This window comes from Enterobacter sp. K510 (assembly GCF_055804875.1).
On sequence record NZ_JBNRLQ010000006.1, the window covers coordinates 1 to 19743 of the forward strand.

A 19743-nucleotide genomic window follows, 5' to 3' on the forward strand; every position below is an offset into this window, starting at 1 on the left:
CCGGACGGGATGACAAGCATAAAACTGCATTTTTGTTTCAACCGCTCACCTTTTCATCACAACGCTTATTTTTACTGCTTTTTAATCGCCGCAGGCAGGTCAGCAAGGCTATTTATCACCCAATCTGCTGCGTTTTCTGCTTCAGGCGTGACGGGTTTACCCGTGCGCACTAATACTTTATGACCCACACCTGCGGCAGCGGCAGCCTGCATATCTTCAAGTTTGTCGCCAACCATATAAGAAGCGGTCATATCAATGTGCAAAAAATCGCGCGCGGAGATAAGCATTCCCGGCTGCGGTTTACGGCAATCGCATACCTGGCGGAACTCTTCCACGCTTCCTTCCGGATGATGCGGACAGTAATAGATGCCATCCAGGTCGACGCCGCGATCCGCCAGCGACCAGTCCATCCATTCGGTCAGCGTTTCGAACTGCGCTTCGCTGAACTTACCGCGGGCGATGCCGGACTGATTGGTGACGACCACCAGCGCATAGCCCATTGCTTTCAGTTCGCGCATGGCATCTATGATGCCATCGATAAATTCGAAGTTATCACTCTCATGGACATAACCATGATCGACATTAATCGTGCCATCACGATCGAGAAAAATTGCGGGTACTGACTGTGCCACCGGTTTGCTCCTTTATATAAGACCTATGGCGTTAGTATCTCATGTTTCTGAACGCAAGAAAGTGCTCATCATACAGAGTTACATTGAAATAGACGTCTGGATGCCTTAACATCCGTTTTGTTTACGGTCATCGCCCGTATCCGGCAGAACAAAATGCCACGGCTAACTTTTAAACGATAAAAATAATCTAATGATTAAACTTTCGAATATCACCAAAGTCTTCCAGCAGGGGAACCGCACTATACAGGCGCTGAACAATGTCAGCCTGCATGTTCCTGCCGGTCAAATTTATGGCGTCATTGGCGCTTCAGGTGCGGGGAAAAGTACCTTAATCCGCTGCGTAAACCTGCTGGAGCGTCCGACGCAGGGCAGCGTGCTGGTTGACGGTCAGGATTTAACTGCCCTGACCGAATCCCAGTTAACCAAAGCCCGTCGTCAGATCGGCATGATCTTCCAGCATTTTAACCTGCTTGCTTCGCGCACCGTGGCGGGTAACGTCGCATTACCGCTGGAGCTGGACAACACCCCCGCCGCTGAAATCAAACGCCGCGTCACCGAGCTGCTGGAGTTAGTGGGCCTGAGCGATAAGCATGACAGCTATCCGGCGAATCTTTCCGGCGGTCAAAAACAACGTGTGGCCATTGCCCGTGCGCTGGCCAGCAATCCCAAAGTATTGCTGTGTGATGAGGCCACCAGCGCGCTGGATCCAGCGACGACCCGCTCCATCCTCGAACTGCTCAAAGATATTAACCGCCGTCTTGGTTTAACCATCCTCCTTATTACGCATGAAATGGACGTGGTGAAACGTATCTGCGACTGCGTGGCCGTGATCAGCAACGGCGAGCTTATCGAGCAGGACACCGTCAGCGAAGTGTTCTCGCATCCGAAAACGCCGCTGGCGCAACAGTTTATTCAGTCCACGCTGCATCTGGACATTCCGGAAGATTATCAGCAGCGCATGACGGCAGAGCCGGGCGCCACCAGCGTGCCGATGCTGCGTATGGAATTTACCGGTCAGTCGGTGGATGCTCCCCTGCTTTCTGAAACCGCACGCCGTTTTAATGTGAACAACAACATTATCAGCGCGCAGATGGATTACGCCGGTGGCGTGAAGTTCGGCATCATGCTGACGGAAATGCACGGCACACAACAGGATACGCAAGCCGCCATTGCGTGGCTGCAGGAACACCATGTAAAAGTAGAGGTGCTGGGTTATGTCTGAGCCAATGATGTGGTTACTGGCGCGGGGCGTCTGGGAGACGCTGGCGATGACCTTTGTCTCCGGCTTCTTTGGTTTTGTGATCGGGCTGCCGGTAGGCGTACTGCTGTACGTCACCCGTCCCGGTCAGATCAGCGAGAACGCAAAGCTGTATCGCAGCATTTCCGCGCTGGTGAATATTTTCCGCTCCATTCCGTTCATTATTTTGCTGGTCTGGATGATCCCCTTCACCCGCGTGATTGTGGGCACATCCATCGGCTTGCAGGCGGCTATCGTACCGCTGACCGTGGGCGCAGCGCCCTTTATTGCCCGTATGGTTGAGAACGCCTTACTGGAGATCCCGACCGGACTTATCGAAGCCTCACGCGCGATGGGCGCCACGCCGATGCAGATCATTCGTAAGGTCCTGCTGCCGGAAGCCCTTGCTGGTCTGGTGAACGCGGCTACCATTACCCTGATCACCCTTGTGGGTTATTCCGCCATGGGCGGTGCTGTGGGTGCCGGTGGCCTGGGACAAATTGGCTATCAGTACGGTTACATCGGCTATAACGCCACCGTGATGAATACGGTGCTGGTACTGCTGGTGGTGCTGGTTTATCTGATCCAGTTCTCGGGTGATCGTATCGTCCGGGCTGTCACTCACAAATAACGTTATAAACAACACAATCGACTCTGAGAGTTAAGGAAATAGCATGGCGTTTAAATTCAAGACCTTTGCGGCACTGGGTGCCCTGATTGGTTCTCTGGCCCTTGTGGGTTGCGGTCAGGACGAAAAAGATCCCAACCACATTAAAGTGGGCGTGATCGTCGGCGCTGAGCAGCAGGTAGCGGAAACCGCCGCGAAAGTGGCGAAAGAGAAATACGGTCTGGACGTGGAACTGGTGACCTTTAACGATTACGTGCTACCGAACGAAGCGCTGAGCAAAGGCGACATCGACCTGAACGCCTTCCAGCACAAACCCTATCTGGATCAGCAGATCAAAGATCGCGGCTATAAGCTGACCTCCGTGGCGAACACCTTCGTCTACCCGATTGCCGGCTACTCCAAAAAAATCAAATCTATTGATGAGTTGCAGGAAGGCGCGCAGGTTGCCGTACCGAACGATCCGACTAACCTGGGCCGTTCCCTGCTGCTGCTGCAAAAACAGGGTCTGATCAAACTGAAAGATGGCGTCGGTCTGCTGCCGACCGTGCTGGACGTGGTGGAAAACCCGAAAAACCTGAAGATTGTTGAACTGGAAGCGCCGCAGCTGCCGCGTTCGTTAGACGACGCGCAGATTGCGCTGGCCGTCATCAACACCACTTACGCCAGCCAGATCAACCTGACGCCGGCAAAAGACGGTATCTTCGTTGAAGATAAAGACTCCCCGTACGTCAACCTGCTCGTTTCCCGCGAAGACAACAAAGATGCGGAAAACGTGAAGAAATTCATCCAGGCTTACCAGTCTGATGAAGTTTACCAGGAAGCCAACAAAGTCTTTAACGGCGGCGCGGTTAAAGGCTGGTAATCGCTTTTTTCTGTAATATCCTTCAAGGCGGGCGTAAGCCCGCCTTGTCATTTCTGTACTCTCCTGTTTCAATACCTGGTAATGCCATTATTTACTGAGGATATATTATGCGCGCTTTACCGATCTGTTTACTGGCACTCATGCTGAGCGGCTGTTCCATGCTAAGCAGATCTCCCGTCGAACCGGCCAGGGGCACCGCTACAACCACAAAAACCGAGCCGGAAAAACCAAAAGCGCCGCGCGCGGCCCCGGTAAGAATTATCACCAATGCCGAAGAGCTGGTTGGTAAACCGTTCCGCGATCTGGGTGAAGTGTCCGGCGACTCCTGCCAGGCGTCTAATCAGGACTCCCCGCCGAATATCCCGACCGCACGTAAACGCATGCAGATTAACGCTTCTAAAATGCGCGCCAACGCCGTGCTACAGCACAGCTGTGAAGTTACCAGCGGCACGCCGGGCTGCTATCGTCAGGCGGTATGCATCGGTACTGCGCTTAACATTACGGCAAAATGAGTGCCTTTTCGTTTGAGCAAATAGGCGTTATCCGTTCGCCCTATAAAGAGAAGTTTGCCGTACCGCGCCAGCCAGGGCTGGTAAACAGTCGCGGCGAACTTCATCTTACTGCCCCATACAATCAGGCCGATGCCGTACGCGGCCTTGAGGCGTTCAGCCATCTGTGGGTGCTGTTTGTTTTCCATCAGACGATGGAAGGGGGCTGGCGGCCAACGGTGCGCCCTCCCCGTCTCGGCGGCAATGCCCGAATGGGCGTGTTTGCCACGCGTTCAACATTCCGCCCGAATCCGGTCGGCATGTCGCTGGTTGAATTAAAAGGCATTCGCTGCCAGAAAGATCAGGTCATTCTTGAGCTCGGCAGTCTGGATCTGGTCGACGGCACGCCAGTGATCGACATCAAGCCCTATCTGCCGTTCGCCGAAGCCTTACCCGACGCGAAAGCCAGCTACGCCCAGCTTGCGCCGCAGGCGGATATGCCGGTGTTTTTTACCGAAGACATTGCCCGGCAGTTACCGGCGCTGGAGCAGCGCTACCCTGCCCTGCGACAGTTCATCATCGATGTACTGGCCCAGGATCCGCGCCCGGCCTACCGCAAAGAAGAAGAGATGGGCAAAACCTATGCCGTATGGTTGCTGGATTTTAACGTGCGCTGGCGCGTAACGCCGTCGGGATTTGAGGTCTTTGCGCTGGAATCGCGCTAATTTTAGTGCGCTCTCTTTTGGCATCATTGCCAGGCTGATAAACTAAACCACTTTTTTTGTGTCAGGCTCGTTTTGAGCCTGTGCTCATCGTCCAAATGGAACCGTAACTACATGCGTACTAGCCAATATCTGCTCTCCACTCTGAAGGAGACACCTGCCGATGCCGAAGTCATCAGCCACCAGTTGATGCTGCGCGCCGGGATGATCCGCAAGCTGGCCTCAGGGTTATACACCTGGCTGCCGACCGGCCTGCGCGTTCTGAAGAAAGTCGAAAACATCGTGCGTGAAGAGATGAACAACGCCGGTGCGATCGAGGTGTCCATGCCGGTTGTTCAGCCCGCCGATCTGTGGGTGGAAAGCGGCCGCTGGGAGCAGTATGGCCCGGAACTGCTGCGTTTTGTCGACCGTGGCGAACGTCCGTTCGTGCTCGGCCCGACGCATGAAGAAGTGATCACCGACCTGATCCGTAACGAGCTCAGCTCTTACAAACAGCTGCCGCTGAACTTCTTCCAGATCCAGACTAAATTCCGTGACGAAGTGCGCCCGCGTTTCGGCGTGATGCGTTCCCGTGAATTCCTGATGAAAGATGCTTACTCTTTCCATACCTCTCAGGAATCCCTGCAGGAAACCTACGACGCCATGTATGCGGCCTACAGCAAAATCTTCAGCCGTATGGGTCTGGACTTCCGCGCGGTACAGGCTGACACCGGCTCAATCGGCGGTAGCGCTTCGCACGAATTCCAGGTGCTGGCGCAGAGCGGCGAAGACGATGTGATCTTCTCCGACAGCTCCGATTTCGCGGCCAACATTGAATTTGCCGAAGCGCTGGCCCCGAAAGCGCCGCGTGCCGCCGCGACGCAAGAAATGACGCTGGTTGATACGCCGAACGCGAAAACCATCGCCGAGCTGGTTGAGCAGTTCAATCTGCCCATCGAGAAAACCGTGAAAACCCTGCTGGTAAAAGCAGTGGAAGACAGCGCATATCCGCTGGTTGCCCTGCTGGTGCGTGGCGATCACGAACTGAACGAAGTCAAAGCCGAAAAACTGCCGCAGGTGGCCAGCCCGCTGACCTTCGCCAGCGAAGAAGAGATCCGCGCGCTGGTTAAAGCAGGCCCTGGCTCGCTGGGTCCGGTTAACCTGCCGATCCCGGTAGTTATCGACCGTACCGTTGCCGCGATGAGTGATTTCTCCGCAGGCGCGAACATTGACGGTAAACACTACTTTGGCATCAACTGGGATCGCGATGTGGCGACGCCAGAAGTCGCGGATCTGCGTAACGTGGTGGCCGGCGATCCGAGCCCGGACGGTCAGGGTACGCTGTTGATCAAACGCGGTATCGAAGTGGGTCATATTTTCCAGCTGGGTACCAAGTACTCCGAAGCGCTGAAAGCCTCCGTACAGGGTGAAGATGGTCGTAACGTTACGCTGACCATGGGTTGCTACGGTATCGGTGTGACCCGTGTGGTGGCTGCGGCCATTGAGCAGAACCACGACGAACGCGGTATCGTCTGGCCTGACGCCATTGCGCCTTTCCAGGTGGCGATCCTGCCGATGAACATGCACAAATCCTTCCGCGTGCAGGAACTGGCAGAGAAGCTGTACAGCGAGTTGCGTGCGCAGGGCATTGAAGTGCTGATGGATGATCGTAAAGAGCGTCCGGGCGTGATGTTTGCAGACATGGAGCTGATCGGCATTCCGCACACTATCGTTATCGGCGATCGTAACCTCGACAGCGACGAAATTGAGTACAAATACCGTCGTAGCGGCGAAAAGCAGATGATCAAAACCGGCGACATCCTGCCGTATCTGGTCAGGGCGATTAAAGGCTGAGGATTGTTATTGCCCGGCGGCGCAGGCTTGCCGGGCCTACATAAGCTCATGCAGGCCGGGTAAGACGCAGTCGCCACCCGGCAAACGACAGCCCGGTCACGTTAACCTGACCGGGCTTTTTTTATGGGCGAACTTTGCCGCGCAGAGATTTAACAGTCGATTTCTGCGCTTTGCCCGCCAGACGCCGCTCTTTGGACGCGCGCGTGGGCCGCGTCGGACGTCGGCTTTTCTGTACCACGGTTAATTCTCTTATCAACGCTTCCAGCCGCGCCAGCGCCGCTTCACGGTTCATCTCCTGACTGCGGTACTCCTGCGCCTTAATAATCACCACGCCTTCCGCGGTGATCAAATGGTGCGTCGCCGCCAGCAGGCGCTCTTTGTAGAACTCCGGCAGGCTGGAGGCGCGAATGTCGAAACGCAGGTGAATGGCCGTGGAGGTTTTATTGACGTTTTGCCCGCCTGCGCCCTGAGAACGGATCGCGGTGATCTCCAGTTCGTTGTCCGGGATAGTGACATTCGATGACAGCGTGATCATGCCGGTTGTTGCCAGGTGGTCAGATGGATCTCCAGGTTATTCTGCGCATCAGACAGCCAGATCGCCCCCTCCTGAATGGTGGCCTGCAGGGTCATGGTACGCCCGGCAAAATCGCTGAGCTTCGCCAGCTGTTCATCATCCAGATACCAGATGCTCAGGTTGCTGTAGGTCGCCAGCTTAGTCTGATTTTGCTGCCACCAGATTTGCGCAGAACGGCTGTTATAGGTAAACAACGCCACTTCTTTGGCCTGGGTGCAGGCTTTTTTGATCCGTTTCTCATCCGGCAGGCCCAGCTCGATCCACAGGTCGATGCCCATGTGATCGTTATGCCGCCAGGCTTCCGGCTCATCTTCGGCGCTCAGGCCACGGGAGAACTGTAACCGCTCGTCAGCATATTTGATCCACGCCAGCAGGCGCAGCATCATGCGCTCCTGGGTTTCAGAAGGATGGCGGGCCAGCGTGAGCGTAGCATCCATAAACTGATTACGATCCAGATCGGCCACATTGACCGTCGCTTTATAAATTGTCGCTTTTAACGCCATGACACCACTCCTGCACAAAATTATCCCCATTGTAGCGAATTAAGGGATAAAGCGCTGTTTACTCTTAAAGTAGTGACCGCTTACTACGCTGATAATGCGCCAATGAGTGTGGTATAGTCACCTTGCTAAACAGAGTTTATCTTCGTAGGCTTAAACTTACATCCCATGGTGAAGTCAGCACACTGACAGGAGGACATGTGGAAAATTACTGTGAGTTAATACGCAAGCGGTATGCGGAGATCGCCAGCGGAGACTTAGGGTATATCCCCGATGCGCTGGGCTGCGTGTTAAACGTACTCAATGAAGTGGCATCAGATGGTGCGACTTCGGAGTCTGTCAGGGAAAAGGCGGCTTATGCTGCCGCGAACTTACTGGTGAGCGATTATGTCAATGAATGATACTTATCAACCCATCAATTGTGATGACTATGACAACCTCGAGCTCGCCTGCCAGCATCATCTTTTACTGACGCTGGAACTCAAAGACGGCGAAGTTTTGCAGGCAAAAGCCAGCGACCTGGTGATGCGTAAGAACGTTGAATATCTGGTCGCTGATGCCGCTGGCACGACGCGGGAACTCCGCCTCGACAGAATAGCCAGCTTCAGCCATCCGCAAATCGGCACCGTTGTGGTGAGCGAATCCTGAGTCAATCAAGCGGGCAGCCTGGCTGCCCGTTATCTTTTCCACCGCAACGTAAAACCGGCTTCCCCCTCCGCCAGTCCGTCCCGCGTTATAAACTGCCCCGCCGCGGCAATCGGCGTTTCATCATAGAACAGAATTGGCGTGCTATCCCGCTGCCAGGGCGGCACTCCCAGCTCCTGCCAGATTTTTTTCAGCTTACGCCCCCCGGCACGACCAAGGATATGCAGCATTCCGGGCGCGTAAAAACGCACTGTCGCCCGTTCACCGGCGCGCGGGGCACGTATCTCGCCGCCTGTTATAAGCTGCAACTCTCCCAGGCCCGCGGGTAAGGCCAGCGGCTGAAAGGGATCATCCCAGCCGATTTGTCTGTCGCGCTGACTTTGCGGCACCTTTACCCACCAGAGCAGTCCCTGATAGCGACGGATCTCCCCCTCGCCCAACGTCAGGCCGGGGGTTGCATCGTCGCGCGCCAGCGCCACGTCCTGCCAGATGCGCGCCAGCCGGTCACGTGATGGCATAGCCGCGCCCTGCTGCGCCAGCCAGCGGCGCAGGATAGCTGCGCGTCGGACGGCGCTTTTCGTCATCAGCGGGGCGATATGCAGCGCACCCGCTTCGTTGGTCAGCGCGGCCAGTTCTTCCGCCAGTAGCTCGTCAAGCAGCTGCTCCTGCTCGCCGCATAGTGCTGCGCTGCGCGCCACCGCGTCGGCAAAATGCGGCCAGCGGGCGTTAAGACGCGGCAAAATATGCAGACGTAAAAAGTTGCGGTCGTATTTATCATCCTGATTGCTGTCATCTTCGATCCAGCGCAGCGCGTGCTGCTGCGCCCAGGCTTCCAGCGCCGTCCGGCGGGTATGGAGCAGCGGGCGCAGCAACAGCGTATCGCCGAAAGGCAGAGAAGCGGGCATCGCCGCCAGTCCTGCCGGGCCGCTGCCGCGCTTTAACGCCAGCAGAAAAGTTTCGCTCTGATCGTCCAGATGCTGGGCGGTAAGCAGCACTTCGCCGGGCAACAGCGCCTCGCGAAAAGCCTGATAGCGCGCCTGGCGCGCCTGCGCTTCAATACTTTGCCCGGCCTGGTTTAACGTCACGCGCACGACGGTAAGGGGTACCTGCCACTGTTCGCAAAGCGCCTGGCACTGTTCCACCCACTCATCCGCGCGGGCATTCAGACCGTGATGGACGTGGATCGCGCGCAGCGATACCTCCGGCTGCTGTTCGCGCCAGCACACCAGCTGGTGCAGCAGTACGGTTGAATCGAGGCCGCCGCTGAACCCCACCAGCAACTGGCGATGCGGTTCAAGGGACTGTGCAAGAGCGGAAATAGTCATGATGATCGTTTAAAAAGGAAGATGGCGGCACGTTACCGGGCATCTTCCACAGTGGCAAGCGTTACTGCTGGTAAAGTTCCAGCGGCAGACCGTCGGGATCGTTAAAGAAGGTAAAACGTTTGCCGGTAAAGGGATCGACACGTACCGGCTCGCAGGTCACGTTATGGGCTTCCAGATGCGCGATCGCCGCTTCAACGTCATCCACGCTGAACGCCAGGTGGCGTAAACCGCAGGCTTCCGGGTGGCTCGGACGCGCCGGCGGAAACGGAAATGAAAACAGCTCGATCACATACTGGCCGTTCAGCGCCAGATCGCCTTTCCAGGAGTCCCGCTCCGCACGGTAGGCTTCACTTTGTAAGCTAAAGCCCAGTATGTCGCAGTAAAACGCCTTACTGCGGGTATAGTCGCTCGCGATGATCGCGATATGGTGAACCTGTTTTAAGCCGAGCATGCTGTCTCCTTTTTCCGATCCCTGCACGTTACGATCGCCCGCGGCGCTCTGCAAGGGGTCAGCCCTGTTTTAGGACTCGTACCCGGTAGATGCCCTCTTCATCGCGCTTCGCCCCGTGAATGTCGGTTTCAAAGCCGGGATAATGGCGGCCAATGGCGCAGAGCATAAGCAGGAAATCGAGCACGGCGCGGCTTCTGGCTGTGATCATCTCCCCCGGCATCAGCAGCGGCACGCCCGGCGGATAAGGCAGGATCATATTGGCCGACACGCGATCGACAATCTCCTCCAGCGCCACCGTCTCCACCTCGCCTTTCACCTGCTGCTGCCAGGCCTGGTGCGGGGTCATACGCATGGTGGGCAGCACGTCAAAGGCCTGTAACATCAGGCGCGGCAGATCGTGCTGACGGATCAGTTGATGAATGCCCTGCGCCAAATCCTGAATACGCATATTGCGGTAAAAATCGGGATCTTCCGCGTAGAGATCCGGCAGCATATTTTTCACCCGCAGATTCAGATCGTAGGCGCGCTTGAACTCCATCAGCCCGCGCAGCAGTCCCATCGCCCGCGTTTTGTCGATGCCGATACTGAACAGGAACAGCAGATTGTAAGGCCCGGTTTTTTCCACCACCACGCCACGTTCATCAAGGAATTTCGCCACCAGCGCCGCAGGGATCCCTTCATCGCTCATGTTGCCCTGCTCGTCCATACCCGGCGTGAGAATGGTCACTTTGACCGGATCGAGGAACATATGATCGGCGTCCGCATCGCGGAATCCGTGCCAGCTCTCCCCCGGCGCCACCGGCCAGCAGTCGGCTTCATCGATCTCCTCCGGCTGCCAGATGTCAAAGAACCAGCCGTCGGCCTCATCTTTCAGCCGCTGCACCTCTTTACGGAAATGCAGCGCCCGCTCAACGGAACGGTTGATCAGCCGTTTGCCGGGATTGCCGCGCAGCATTGCCGCCGCCGTTTCAATAGAGGCTACCAGCGGATAGCTCGGCGAAGTGGTGGTATGCATCATATAGGCTTCGTTAAAGGTCTCCTCGTCGTACTCGCCTTTAATGTGGATCAGCGAGGCCTGCGAAAACGCCGCCAGCATTTTATGCGTCGACTGGGTTTCGAAGAAGACTTTCCCCGGCACGCGTTCACCGCTCATGCCGCTCTTTCCGGCATAGATGGGATGGAAATTGGTGTAAGGCACCCAGGCGGAATCAAAATGGATCGACGGCACATCGAGGGTTTTCTTGATCCAGTTGGTGTTGTACAGCAGCCCGTCATAGGTGGAGTTGGTGATCACCGCATGCACCGGCCAGGCCGCCCCGCTGGTGGTAGCCACTTTTTGCTCAATGCTTTCATGACTGAATTCACGACGGGGAATGCCGCCCAGAATCCCCAGCGCGTTACGCCCCGGCTTCAGCCACAGCGGCACGACATCGCTCATCATCAACAAATGAGCGAGGGATTTATGGCAGTTGCGGTCAATCAGCAGCGTGCTGCCGGCGGGTGCGGCATACATGCCGACGATTTTGTTGGACGTCGAGGTGCCGTTGGTCACCATATAGCTCTGCTCGGCGCCAAAGGTGCGGGCGATGTACTCCTCCGCTTCCAGATGCGGACCGGTATGATCGAGCAGCGAACCCAGCTCAGTGACGGAAATCGAGACATCCGCTTTCAGCGTATTACCGCCAAAGAAGTCATAAAACAAACAGCCCACCGGACTTTTTTGATACGCCGTTCCCGCCATATGCCCTGGCGTGCAAAAAGTGTATTTCCCCTCTTTCACATAGGTGTAGAGCGCGCGGGTAAAAGGCGGCGTGATGTTATCAAGATATTCGCGGGTGTACTGCTCAATGCGGGTGGCGATGCCGTCAGCGACATCCAGCGCATATTCAAAGAACCACAGCGCCATGCGCATATCGTGGGCGCTGACGTCGAGCGTTGAGTGGGTATTGATAAAAGCATACAGCGGCAGATATTCGTTGAGCTGATTAATATCGCTGCACAGCTCAATGCCGTACTCGTCCCAGTCAAAAATCACGCCGCAGATGCGCGGGTTATGCTCAATAAACTTCAGCAGATCGGCGCTGTTCTGCGGGAAGATGATTTTAAACCCTTGTTTCTCCAGTGCGATGACCAGTTCGTTTATAGGTTCATCTTTATAAAAAACGCCATGCGTTCCCATAATGGCAATAATATTCACGCGTCACTCCTGCAAAAAACCTCCGCTAATGATAGTTGAGGTAAACGGCAGGTATAAAAAAAGCCACACTATAGTGTGGCTTTTCAGAATAATGACGCGTATCAGGCGTAGCCGTAGCTCATCAGACGCTGGTAACGACGGTTACGCAGATCTTCTTTGCTCAGCACATCGAGATCCGCCAGATCGTCCAGCAGTTGCGCTTTCAGGGAGGCAGCCATCGCTTCCGGGTTACGGTGCGCGCCGCCCAGCGGTTCCGGGATCACGCTGTCGATCAGCTTCAGCTCTTTCAGGCGCGGCGCGATAATGCCCATGGCATCAGCGGCCAGCGGCGCTTTGTCGGCGCTTTTCCACAGAATGGACGCACAACCTTCCGGAGAGATAACGGAATAGGTGCTGTACTGCAGCATATTAACTTTATCGCCAACGCCGATCGCCAGCGCGCCGCCGGAACCACCCTCACCAATGACGGTGCAGATGACCGGTACGTTCAGACGCGACATTTCACGCAGGTTGCGGGCGATGGCTTCAGACTGACCGCGCTCTTCCGCGCCGACGCCCGGATAAGCGCCAGGGGTGTCGATAAAGGTAATGATCGGCATGTTAAAACGCTCTGCCATTTCCATCAGGCGCAGCGCTTTGCGATAGCCTTCCGGAGCGGGCATGCCGAAGTTACGACGAATTTTCTCTTTGGTTTCGCGCCCTTTCTGATGACCAATGATCATCACCGGACGGCCATCCAGACGCGCGATCCCGCCAACAATGGCTTTATCGTCAGCGTAAGCACGGTCACCTGCCAGCTCGTCGAATTCATCAAATGCCAGGCGGACATAATCCAGGGTGTACGGACGCTGCGGGTGACGCGCCAGTTGCGCGACCTGCCATGCGCCGAGATCGGCAAAGATTTTGCGCGTCAGTTCTACGCTCTTTTCACGCAGACGATGCACTTCTTCGTCGATGTTAATATCCAGTTTCTCATCCTGGCGGCTTACGGCCGTCAGGGAATCGATTTTCGCTTCCAGCTCAGCAATCGGCTGTTCGAAATCAAGGAAATTCAGACTCATAGTATTCCTGTATTAGTCAAACTCTAGTTCCACCTGCTCCGAACCAATAAGGCCACGCAGATCGTTGAGTAAACGATCGCTCGGAGAGACACGCCACGTTGCACCGAAGCGCAACCGCGCACGTGCATCCGCCCTCTGATAGTAGAGATGTACTGGAATGGTCCCCGAACGATGGGGTTCCAGAGACTGACGGAGTCGGTTTAAAAGCTGGTCATCAATTTGCCTGTCCGTCAGCGAGATAGCAAGCCCGCGAGCATATTTTTCCCGGGCTTCGTCAATGTCCATGACTTCGCGGGCAGTCATTTTAAGCCCGCCGCTGAAGTCATCAAAGCTGACCTGTCCGCTGACGATAAGTATGCGGTCTTTTTCCAGCAAATGCTGATATTTATCCAGCGCGTCGGTGAATAACATCACCTCCAGACGTCCGGAGCGGTCATCCAGCGTACAGATGCCGATACGATTGCCGCGCTTGGTGACCATTACCCGCGCAGCAATGACGAGCCCCGCCGCCGTGGTGACTTTCCCACGTTCCGTCGGGTGCATGTCTTTCAGGCGATTGCCGCCGACATACCGCTCAATTTCTTTCAGGTACTGGGTGATGGGGTGCCCGGTCAGGTACAGACCCAGGGTTTCACGCTCGCCATCCAGCACCACCTGTTCCGGCCACGGCTGGCAGCTGGCATAGGACTGCTCCACCTGCTCCGGCTCTTCAGCCAGCACGCCAAACATGTCAGCCTGGCCGATAGCCTCGGCTTTCGCATGCTGATCGGCGGCTTTCAGCGCATCGCCCAGCGCATTCATCAGCGCCGCACGGTGCGGCCCGAGGCGGTCAAAGGCCCCGGACATAATCAGTTTTTCCAGCACCCGGCGGTTAAGCTTTTTGGTGTCGGTACGGGCGCATAAATCAAACAGCTCGCGGAAATAGCCGTCTTTATTACGCGCTTCGAGAATGGCTTCAATCGGGCCTTCACCCACGCCTTTGATCGCGCCGATGCCATAGACAATTTCACCGTCATCGTTAACGTGGAAATGATACAGCCCGGAGTTAATGTCCGGCGGCAGGATTTTCAGCCCCATGCGCCAGCACTCATCCACCAGCCCCACCACCTTCTCAGTGTTGTCCATATCGGCGGTCATCACCGCCGCCATAAACTCAGCCGGATAGTGCGCTTTCAGCCACAGCGTCTGGTAAGACACCAGCGCGTAGGCGGCGGAGTGCGATTTGTTAAAGCCATAGCCAGCGAATTTTTCCACCAGATCGAAAATTTTAATCGCCAGTTCGCCGTCGATGCCGTTCTTTCTCGCGCCCTCTTCAAAGACAGAACGCTGCTTGGCCATCTCTTCGGGCTTTTTCTTACCCATCGCACGACGCAGCATGTCCGCGCCGCCCAGGGTATAGCCGGAAAGCTCCTGCGCGATCTGCATCACCTGTTCCTGGTACAGGATAATGCCGTAGGTTGGCTCCAGTACCGGTTTCAGGCATTCGTGCTGCCACTGCACATCCGGATAAGAGATCTCTTCGCGCCCGTGCTTACGGTCGATAAAGTTATCCACCATGCCGGACTGAAGGGGGCCAGGACGGAACAGGGCCACCAGCGCGATCATATCTTCGAAGCAGTCTGGCTGCAGACGCTTGATCAGATCCTTCATGCCGCGCGATTCAAGCTGGAACACGGCGGTCGTTTCCGAGCGCTGCAGCATATCAAAGCTTTTCTTGTCATCAAGCGGGATCGCCGCAATATCAATCGGCTCCAGGCCCTGTTTGGCCCGGCGCGGGTTGATCATCTTCAGCGCCCAGTCGATGATAGTAAGCGTTCGCAAACCAAGGAAGTCGAACTTCACCAGACCGGCATATTCCACGTCGTTCTTGTCGAACTGGGTGACCGGATGCTGGCCTGATTCATCGCAATACAGCGGCGCAAAGTCGGTAATTTTCGTCGGCGCGATCACCACGCCGCCCGCATGTTTACCGGCGTTACGCGTTACACCTTCCAGCTTGCGCGCCATATCAATCAGCGCTTTGACTTCTTCGTCGGCCTCGTAGATTTCCGGCAATTGCGGCTCGGCTTCAAAGGCTTTCGCCAGCGTCATCCCCGGATCGGGCGGGATAAGTTTCGAGATACGATCGACAAAGCCGTAAGGATGCCCCAGAACACGGCCCACGTCGCGGATCACCGCTTTCGCCGCCATCGTACCAAAGGTAATAATCTGCGATACCGCGTCGCGGCCATACATATCGGCCACGTGTTCAATTACCTGATCGCGTTTCTCCATGCAGAAGTCAACGTCGAAGTCAGGCATGGACACACGCTCCGGGTTAAGGAAGCGTTCGAACAGCAGGTCGAATTCCAGCGGATCGAGGTCGGTGATTTTCAGCGCATAGGCCACCAGCGAACCCGCGCCCGAGCCGCGACCCGGCCCTACCGGTACGCCGTTATCCTTCGACCACTGGATAAATTCCATCACGATGAGGAAGTAGCCAGGGAACCCCATCTGGTTGATCACCTGGAGTTCAATGTCCAGGCGCTCGTCATATTCCGGGCGTTTCTCTGCGCGCACCGCCGGGTCCGGGAAGAGGAATTCCAGACGCTCTTCCAGCCCCTCTTTCGATTTCAGGATCAGGAAATCTTCGGTGCTCATGTCACCGGTCGGGAACTGCGGCAGGAAGTATTCGCCGAGGCGCACGGTGACGTTACAGCGTTTGGCAATTTCGACGCTGTTTTGCAGGGCTTCCGGCAGATCCGCAAACAGCTCCACCATTTCGTCTTCGGTACGCAGGTACTGCTGCGGCGAATAGTTACGCGGGCGTTTGGGATCGTCGAGGGTAAAGCCGTCGTGGATGGCCACACGGATTTCGTGCGCGTCGAAGTCACCGGTATCGATAAAGCGTACGTCGTTAGTGGCAACGACCGGCAGGCCGCGGGCCTGCGCCAGTTCGACGGCCGCATGTAAATAGTTCTCTTCGTCCGGGCGGCCGGTGCGAATCAGTTCGAGGAAGAAACGGTCCGGGAAGTGCGTTTCGTAGAACGAGACGCACTGATCGACCAGCGCGCTGTTGCCGCGCAGCAGGCTACGACCGACGTCGCCCATGCGCCCGCCGGACAGCAGGATCAGGCCATCGCCCAGCTCCGCCAGCCAGTCGCGATCGATCCACGGCCCCTGCGCGCCATAGCCACGCTGGTAAGCGCGGGAGATCAGCAGCGTCAGGTTCTGATAGCCGTTGTTATTGGCGGCCAGCACGGTGATCTGCGTCAGCTCGTCGCCCATGATGTCGCTCTGCACATGAAAATCTGCGCCGACAATGGGCTTCAGCCCCGCGCCATGGCCCGTCCCGTAGAACTTAACCAGACCGCAGAGGTTGGTAAAATCGGTGATCGCCAGCGCAGGCATGCCCAGCGAGGCCGCCTTTTTCACCAGCGGCCCGGTCTTTGCCAGCCCATCGATCATGGAATAGTCGCTGTGCACCCGCAGGTGTACGAAACGTGGTTCAGCCATTTTAGCTTCCGGTTTACTTATTGTGCTGCAAGGATCAGGACACCAGTCCCAGTGCGCGTTTTACGGGCGCAAAGCTACGCCGGTGATGCTCTGTCGCACCGTGCATCGCCAGCCGCTCCAGATGGAAGGCTGTCGGATACCCTTTGTGCCGGGCAAAGCCATATTGAGGAAAAGTCAGATCCAGCGCCGCCATTTCCGCATCGCGCGTCACTTTGGCAATAATAGACGCCGCGCTGATTTCTGCGACCCGGCTGTCGCCTTTGACGACCGCCATGGAGGGCATCGGCAGCGCCGGACAGCGGTTGCCATCAATCAGGACATATTCCGGGGCGATATGCAGCCCGGCCACGGCACGCTGCATCGCCAGCATGGTGGCGTGCAGAATATTCAGCTCGTCAATTTCATGCGGTTCGGCACGGCCCAGGCTCCAGCTCAGCGCCTTGTCTTTGATTTCATCAAACAGCGCCAGACGGCGCTTTTCCGATAACTTTTTCGAGTCATTCAGACCCACAATCGGGCGCGCCGGATCGAGGATCACCGCCGCGGTCACCACGGCGCCGACCAGCGGGCCACGGCCAACTTCATCCACACCGGCCACTAATCGGGTGTGCGGATAGATAAATTCCATCATTGCGCTAACTCCAGCACCGCATCGGCTGCTTGTTCATCGGCATTGCAACGGATCTGCTGATGCAGTTCGCGGAATGTCTCATGCATGGCATGGCTGGTTTTGCCATTGGCGAGCAGGGGCAACAGCGCGTCGGCTAACGCCTGCGGCTGGCACTCTTCCTGTAATAATTCTTTCACCAGCTCACGCCCGGCCAGCAGATTCGGCAGCGACACGTAGTCGGTTTTTACCAGGCGTTTGGCGATCCAGAAGGTGAACGGCTTCATGCGATAACCCACCACCATCGGGCACTTCGCCAGCATGCACTCCAGCGCGGCGGTGCCGGACGCCAGAAGCGCGGCATCGCTGGCGACCATCGCCTCACGACCCATGCCATCCAGCAGATGCACGCGCAAATCCGGCGCGACATCCGCTTTGATACGCTCAAACTGCTCGCGGCGTTTCGCGTTAACCAGCGGCACCACCACTTCAAGATCCGGATAGTGGCTACGCAGAATCTGTGCGGTTTTCAGGAAATCTGCGCTGAGCATTTCCACTTCCGCCCCGCGGCTGCCGGGCAGCAACGCCAGACAATGCACATCATGAGCGATGCCCAGCGTATCGCGGGCCGCGTTTTTATCGGGATCCAGCGGCATCGCGTCCGCCATGGTATGGCCGATAAAACGACACGGCACGTTAAACCGGTCATAAAACGCTTTTTCGAAAGGCAGAAAAGCCAGCACCAGATTGGTGGATCTGCCGATTTTGAAAACGCGTTTTTGGCGCCAGGCCCAGACGGACGGGCTGACGTAATGGATCGTTTTGATCCCCTGCTTTTTAAGATTGCCTTCCAGCGTGATGTTGAAGTCCGGCGCATCAATGCCGACAAACACATCAGGCTTAAGGTCGGTAAAACGGCGGGTAAGATCGGCGCGAATATGCAGCAGACGACGCAAACGACCCAGCACCTCCACGATGCCCATCACCGCCAGCTCTTCCATCTCGTACCAGGCTTCACAACCTTCGGCCTGCATACGCGGCCCCGCGACGCCAACAAAACGCGCGTCAGGGTGGCGTGCTTTCAGCGCTTTAATAAGACCTGCGCCAAGAATATCGCCGGAGGTTTCTCCGGCGACCAGGGCTATCGTAAGAGGACGACCAGACATTAACGGATCAGACCACGGGTTGAGCGTTCGAAGAACTCGGTGAACGCTTTCACTTCCGGATGCTGTTCCGCCAGTGCGGCGATTTCCGGCTTCGCTTCTTCCAGCGTCTTACCACTGCGGTACAGCAGTTTGTAAGCGTTACGGATAGCGAACAGCGCCTCTTTGCTGTAACCACGGCGCTTCAGCCCTTCGATGTTGACTCCGAACGGCGTGGCGTGGTTACCCTGGGCAATTACATACGGCGGGACGTCCTGCGCCACACCGGAGCAACCGCCGACCATAACGTGAGCGCCAATAATGCAGAACTGATGCACAGCCGTCATGCCGCCGATGATTGCAAAATCATCAACCGAAACGTGGCCCGCAAGCGTTGCATTGTTAGCAAGAATACAGCGATTCCCGACGGTACAGTCATGCGCAACGTGCGCGTTAACCATCAGTAAGTTGTCGCTGCCCACCTTCGTCAATCCACCACCCTGAACGGTTCCACGGTGAATGGTGACGCTTTCGCGAATGCGGTTACGATCGCCCACTTCTACACGGGTCGGCTCACCAGCGTATTTCAAATCCTGGTTTGCTTCACCGATAGTGGCGAACTGATATATCTCGTTGTCACGGCCAATAACAGTGTGGCCATTAATCACAACATGAGACTTCAGTACGGTACCCTCACCAATTTCAACATGGGGTCCAACAAGACAAAACGGTCCAATATGAACGTTAGCGCCGATGACGGCACCGTCTTCCACAATGGCGGTAGGATGAATAAAGGCGGTTTTATCAATCACGTATCAGGCCTCCCGGCTACGTGCACACATCATAGTAGCTTCACAAACAACTTTGCCGTCAACCGTAGCCACGCCTTTAAAGCGTGTCAGGCCGCGACGCGTTTTTTCGAACGTCACTTCCATGATCATCTGATCACCAGGAACGACCGGGCGCTTAAAGCGCGCTTCATCGATGCCCGCAAAGTAATACAGCTCGCCTGGCTCCAGTTTACCAACGCTTTTAAACGCCAGAATACCGGTGGCCTGCGCCATGGCTTCCAGGATCAGGACGCCCGGGAAAATAGGTTTGCCAGGGAAATGCCCCTGGAAAAATGGCTCGTTAACCGAAACATTTTTTACTGCGCGCAGAAAACGACCTTCTTCAAAATCCAGCACACGATCGACCAGCAAGAACGGGTAACGGTGCGGCAGAAGCTCTAAAATCTCTTCAATGTGCAGAGTATGAGTGTCAGTAGTCAAAATACTCTTCCTGTCTAAATATACTTAATGGCAATAATAACACGGCCCGCGGCAAGCTAATGCCGTCAGGCCG

The 19743-nt window shown here is 56.3% G+C and carries 20 protein-coding genes; 8 read left to right on the forward strand and 12 right to left on the reverse strand.

Annotated elements, in window-relative coordinates:
• Positions 1 to 71: 71 nt before the first annotated feature.
• Positions 72 to 632 carry a D-glycero-beta-D-manno-heptose 1,7-bisphosphate 7-phosphatase gene (gene gmhB / locus ACQUTD_RS11570; protein ID WP_318363914.1) on the reverse strand — a complete coding sequence of 187 codons (561 nt, stop codon included), beginning with the start codon at positions 630 to 632 and terminating at the stop codon, positions 72 to 74.
• 190 nt (positions 633 to 822) lie between these two features.
• Here gmhB and metN point away from each other — a divergent pair, with 190 nt between their 5' ends.
• From metN to proS, 6 genes are all read left to right on the forward strand, one after another.
• Positions 823 to 1854 (forward strand): methionine ABC transporter ATP-binding protein MetN, encoded by a 1032-nt coding sequence (metN, locus tag ACQUTD_RS11575; RefSeq protein ID WP_072570793.1) that lies wholly within the window; start codon positions 823 to 825, stop codon positions 1852 to 1854.
• Complete coding sequence (locus ACQUTD_RS11580) at positions 1847 to 2500, forward strand: methionine ABC transporter permease MetI (protein WP_072570759.1); 654 nt, start codon at positions 1847 to 1849, stop codon at positions 2498 to 2500. The genes metN and ACQUTD_RS11580 overlap by 8 nt, the downstream gene beginning before the upstream one ends.
• A gap of 43 nt (positions 2501 to 2543) precedes the next feature.
• Positions 2544 to 3359: a MetQ/NlpA family lipoprotein gene (locus ACQUTD_RS11585; RefSeq protein ID WP_318363913.1), complete on the forward strand. Its 816-nt coding sequence runs from the start codon at positions 2544 to 2546 to the stop codon at positions 3357 to 3359.
• Positions 3360 to 3466: 107 nt separating this feature from the next.
• Positions 3467 to 3871: an Rcs stress response system protein RcsF gene (gene rcsF / locus ACQUTD_RS11590; protein ID WP_318375152.1), complete on the forward strand. Its 405-nt coding sequence runs from the start codon at positions 3467 to 3469 to the stop codon at positions 3869 to 3871.
• Entirely contained in the window at positions 3868 to 4572 is a 705-nt protein-coding gene (gene tsaA / locus ACQUTD_RS11595) for a tRNA (N6-threonylcarbamoyladenosine(37)-N6)-methyltransferase TrmO (RefSeq protein ID WP_473276149.1), read from the forward strand. The genes rcsF and tsaA overlap by 4 nt, the downstream gene beginning before the upstream one ends.
• Positions 4573 to 4683: 111 nt before the next feature.
• Complete coding sequence (gene proS / locus ACQUTD_RS11600; protein ID WP_318377324.1) at positions 4684 to 6402, forward strand: proline--tRNA ligase; 1719 nt, start codon at positions 4684 to 4686, stop codon at positions 6400 to 6402.
• A 121-nt stretch (positions 6403 to 6523) separates the two neighbouring features.
• On the opposite strand, the gene arfB is transcribed toward proS, so the two are convergent.
• Complete coding sequence (arfB, locus tag ACQUTD_RS11605) at positions 6524 to 6937, reverse strand: alternative ribosome rescue aminoacyl-tRNA hydrolase ArfB (protein ID WP_072570750.1); 414 nt, start codon at positions 6935 to 6937, stop codon at positions 6524 to 6526.
• The gene (locus ACQUTD_RS11610) at positions 6934 to 7479 is read right to left on the reverse strand and encodes a YaeQ family protein (protein ID WP_473276152.1); all 546 of its coding nucleotides are present in this window, start codon (positions 7477 to 7479) and stop codon (positions 6934 to 6936) included. Before ACQUTD_RS11610 ends, arfB begins: the two co-directional genes overlap by 4 nt.
• A 197-nt stretch (positions 7480 to 7676) precedes the next feature.
• Here ACQUTD_RS11610 and ACQUTD_RS11615 point away from each other — a divergent pair, with 197 nt between their 5' ends.
• Complete coding sequence (locus tag ACQUTD_RS11615; RefSeq protein WP_072570746.1) at positions 7677 to 7877, forward strand: YaeP family protein; 201 nt, start codon at positions 7677 to 7679, stop codon at positions 7875 to 7877.
• Positions 7864 to 8124, forward strand: coding sequence for a Rho-binding antiterminator (gene rof / locus ACQUTD_RS11620; RefSeq protein ID WP_072570744.1), 261 nt, complete (start codon positions 7864 to 7866; stop codon positions 8122 to 8124). The genes ACQUTD_RS11615 and rof overlap by 14 nt, the downstream gene beginning before the upstream one ends.
• Before the next feature lie 29 nt (positions 8125 to 8153).
• Here the strand turns inward: rof and tilS are convergent, their stop codons facing one another.
• The 9 genes from tilS to fabZ form a co-directional block, all read right to left on the reverse strand.
• Complete coding sequence (gene tilS, locus ACQUTD_RS11625; RefSeq protein WP_473276153.1) at positions 8154 to 9446, reverse strand: tRNA lysidine(34) synthetase TilS; 1293 nt, start codon at positions 9444 to 9446, stop codon at positions 8154 to 8156.
• Positions 9447 to 9507: 61 nt separating this feature from the next.
• Entirely contained in the window at positions 9508 to 9897 is a 390-nt protein-coding gene (locus tag ACQUTD_RS11630) for a VOC family protein (RefSeq protein ID WP_318363908.1), read from the reverse strand.
• Positions 9898 to 9955: 58 nt separating this feature from the next.
• Positions 9956 to 12094 (reverse strand): lysine decarboxylase LdcC, encoded by a 2139-nt coding sequence (locus ACQUTD_RS11635; protein ID WP_473276155.1) that lies wholly within the window; start codon positions 12092 to 12094, stop codon positions 9956 to 9958.
• Between the two features lie 101 nt (positions 12095 to 12195).
• Entirely contained in the window at positions 12196 to 13155 is a 960-nt protein-coding gene (accA, locus tag ACQUTD_RS11640) for an acetyl-CoA carboxylase carboxyl transferase subunit alpha (protein WP_072570737.1), read from the reverse strand.
• A gap of 12 nt (positions 13156 to 13167) precedes the next feature.
• On the reverse strand, positions 13168 to 16650 hold the full coding sequence (dnaE, locus tag ACQUTD_RS11645) for a DNA polymerase III subunit alpha (protein WP_072570735.1): 3483 nt from the start codon (positions 16648 to 16650) through the stop codon (positions 13168 to 13170).
• Between the two features lie 34 nt (positions 16651 to 16684).
• On the reverse strand, positions 16685 to 17281 hold the full coding sequence (gene rnhB / locus ACQUTD_RS11650; RefSeq protein ID WP_072570734.1) for a ribonuclease HII: 597 nt from the start codon (positions 17279 to 17281) through the stop codon (positions 16685 to 16687).
• Complete coding sequence (lpxB, locus tag ACQUTD_RS11655; RefSeq protein WP_318363906.1) at positions 17278 to 18423, reverse strand: lipid-A-disaccharide synthase; 1146 nt, start codon at positions 18421 to 18423, stop codon at positions 17278 to 17280. Before lpxB ends, rnhB begins: the two co-directional genes overlap by 4 nt.
• Entirely contained in the window at positions 18423 to 19211 is a 789-nt protein-coding gene (lpxA, locus tag ACQUTD_RS11660; protein ID WP_318363905.1) for an acyl-ACP--UDP-N-acetylglucosamine O-acyltransferase, read from the reverse strand. The genes lpxB and lpxA overlap by 1 nt, the downstream gene beginning before the upstream one ends.
• 3 nt (positions 19212 to 19214) lie before the next feature.
• A complete protein-coding gene (gene fabZ / locus ACQUTD_RS11665) occupies positions 19215 to 19670 on the reverse strand; it encodes a 3-hydroxyacyl-ACP dehydratase FabZ (protein ID WP_006173598.1) in 456 nt (151 codons plus the stop codon).
• Between the last annotated feature and the right edge of the window lie 73 nt (positions 19671 to 19743).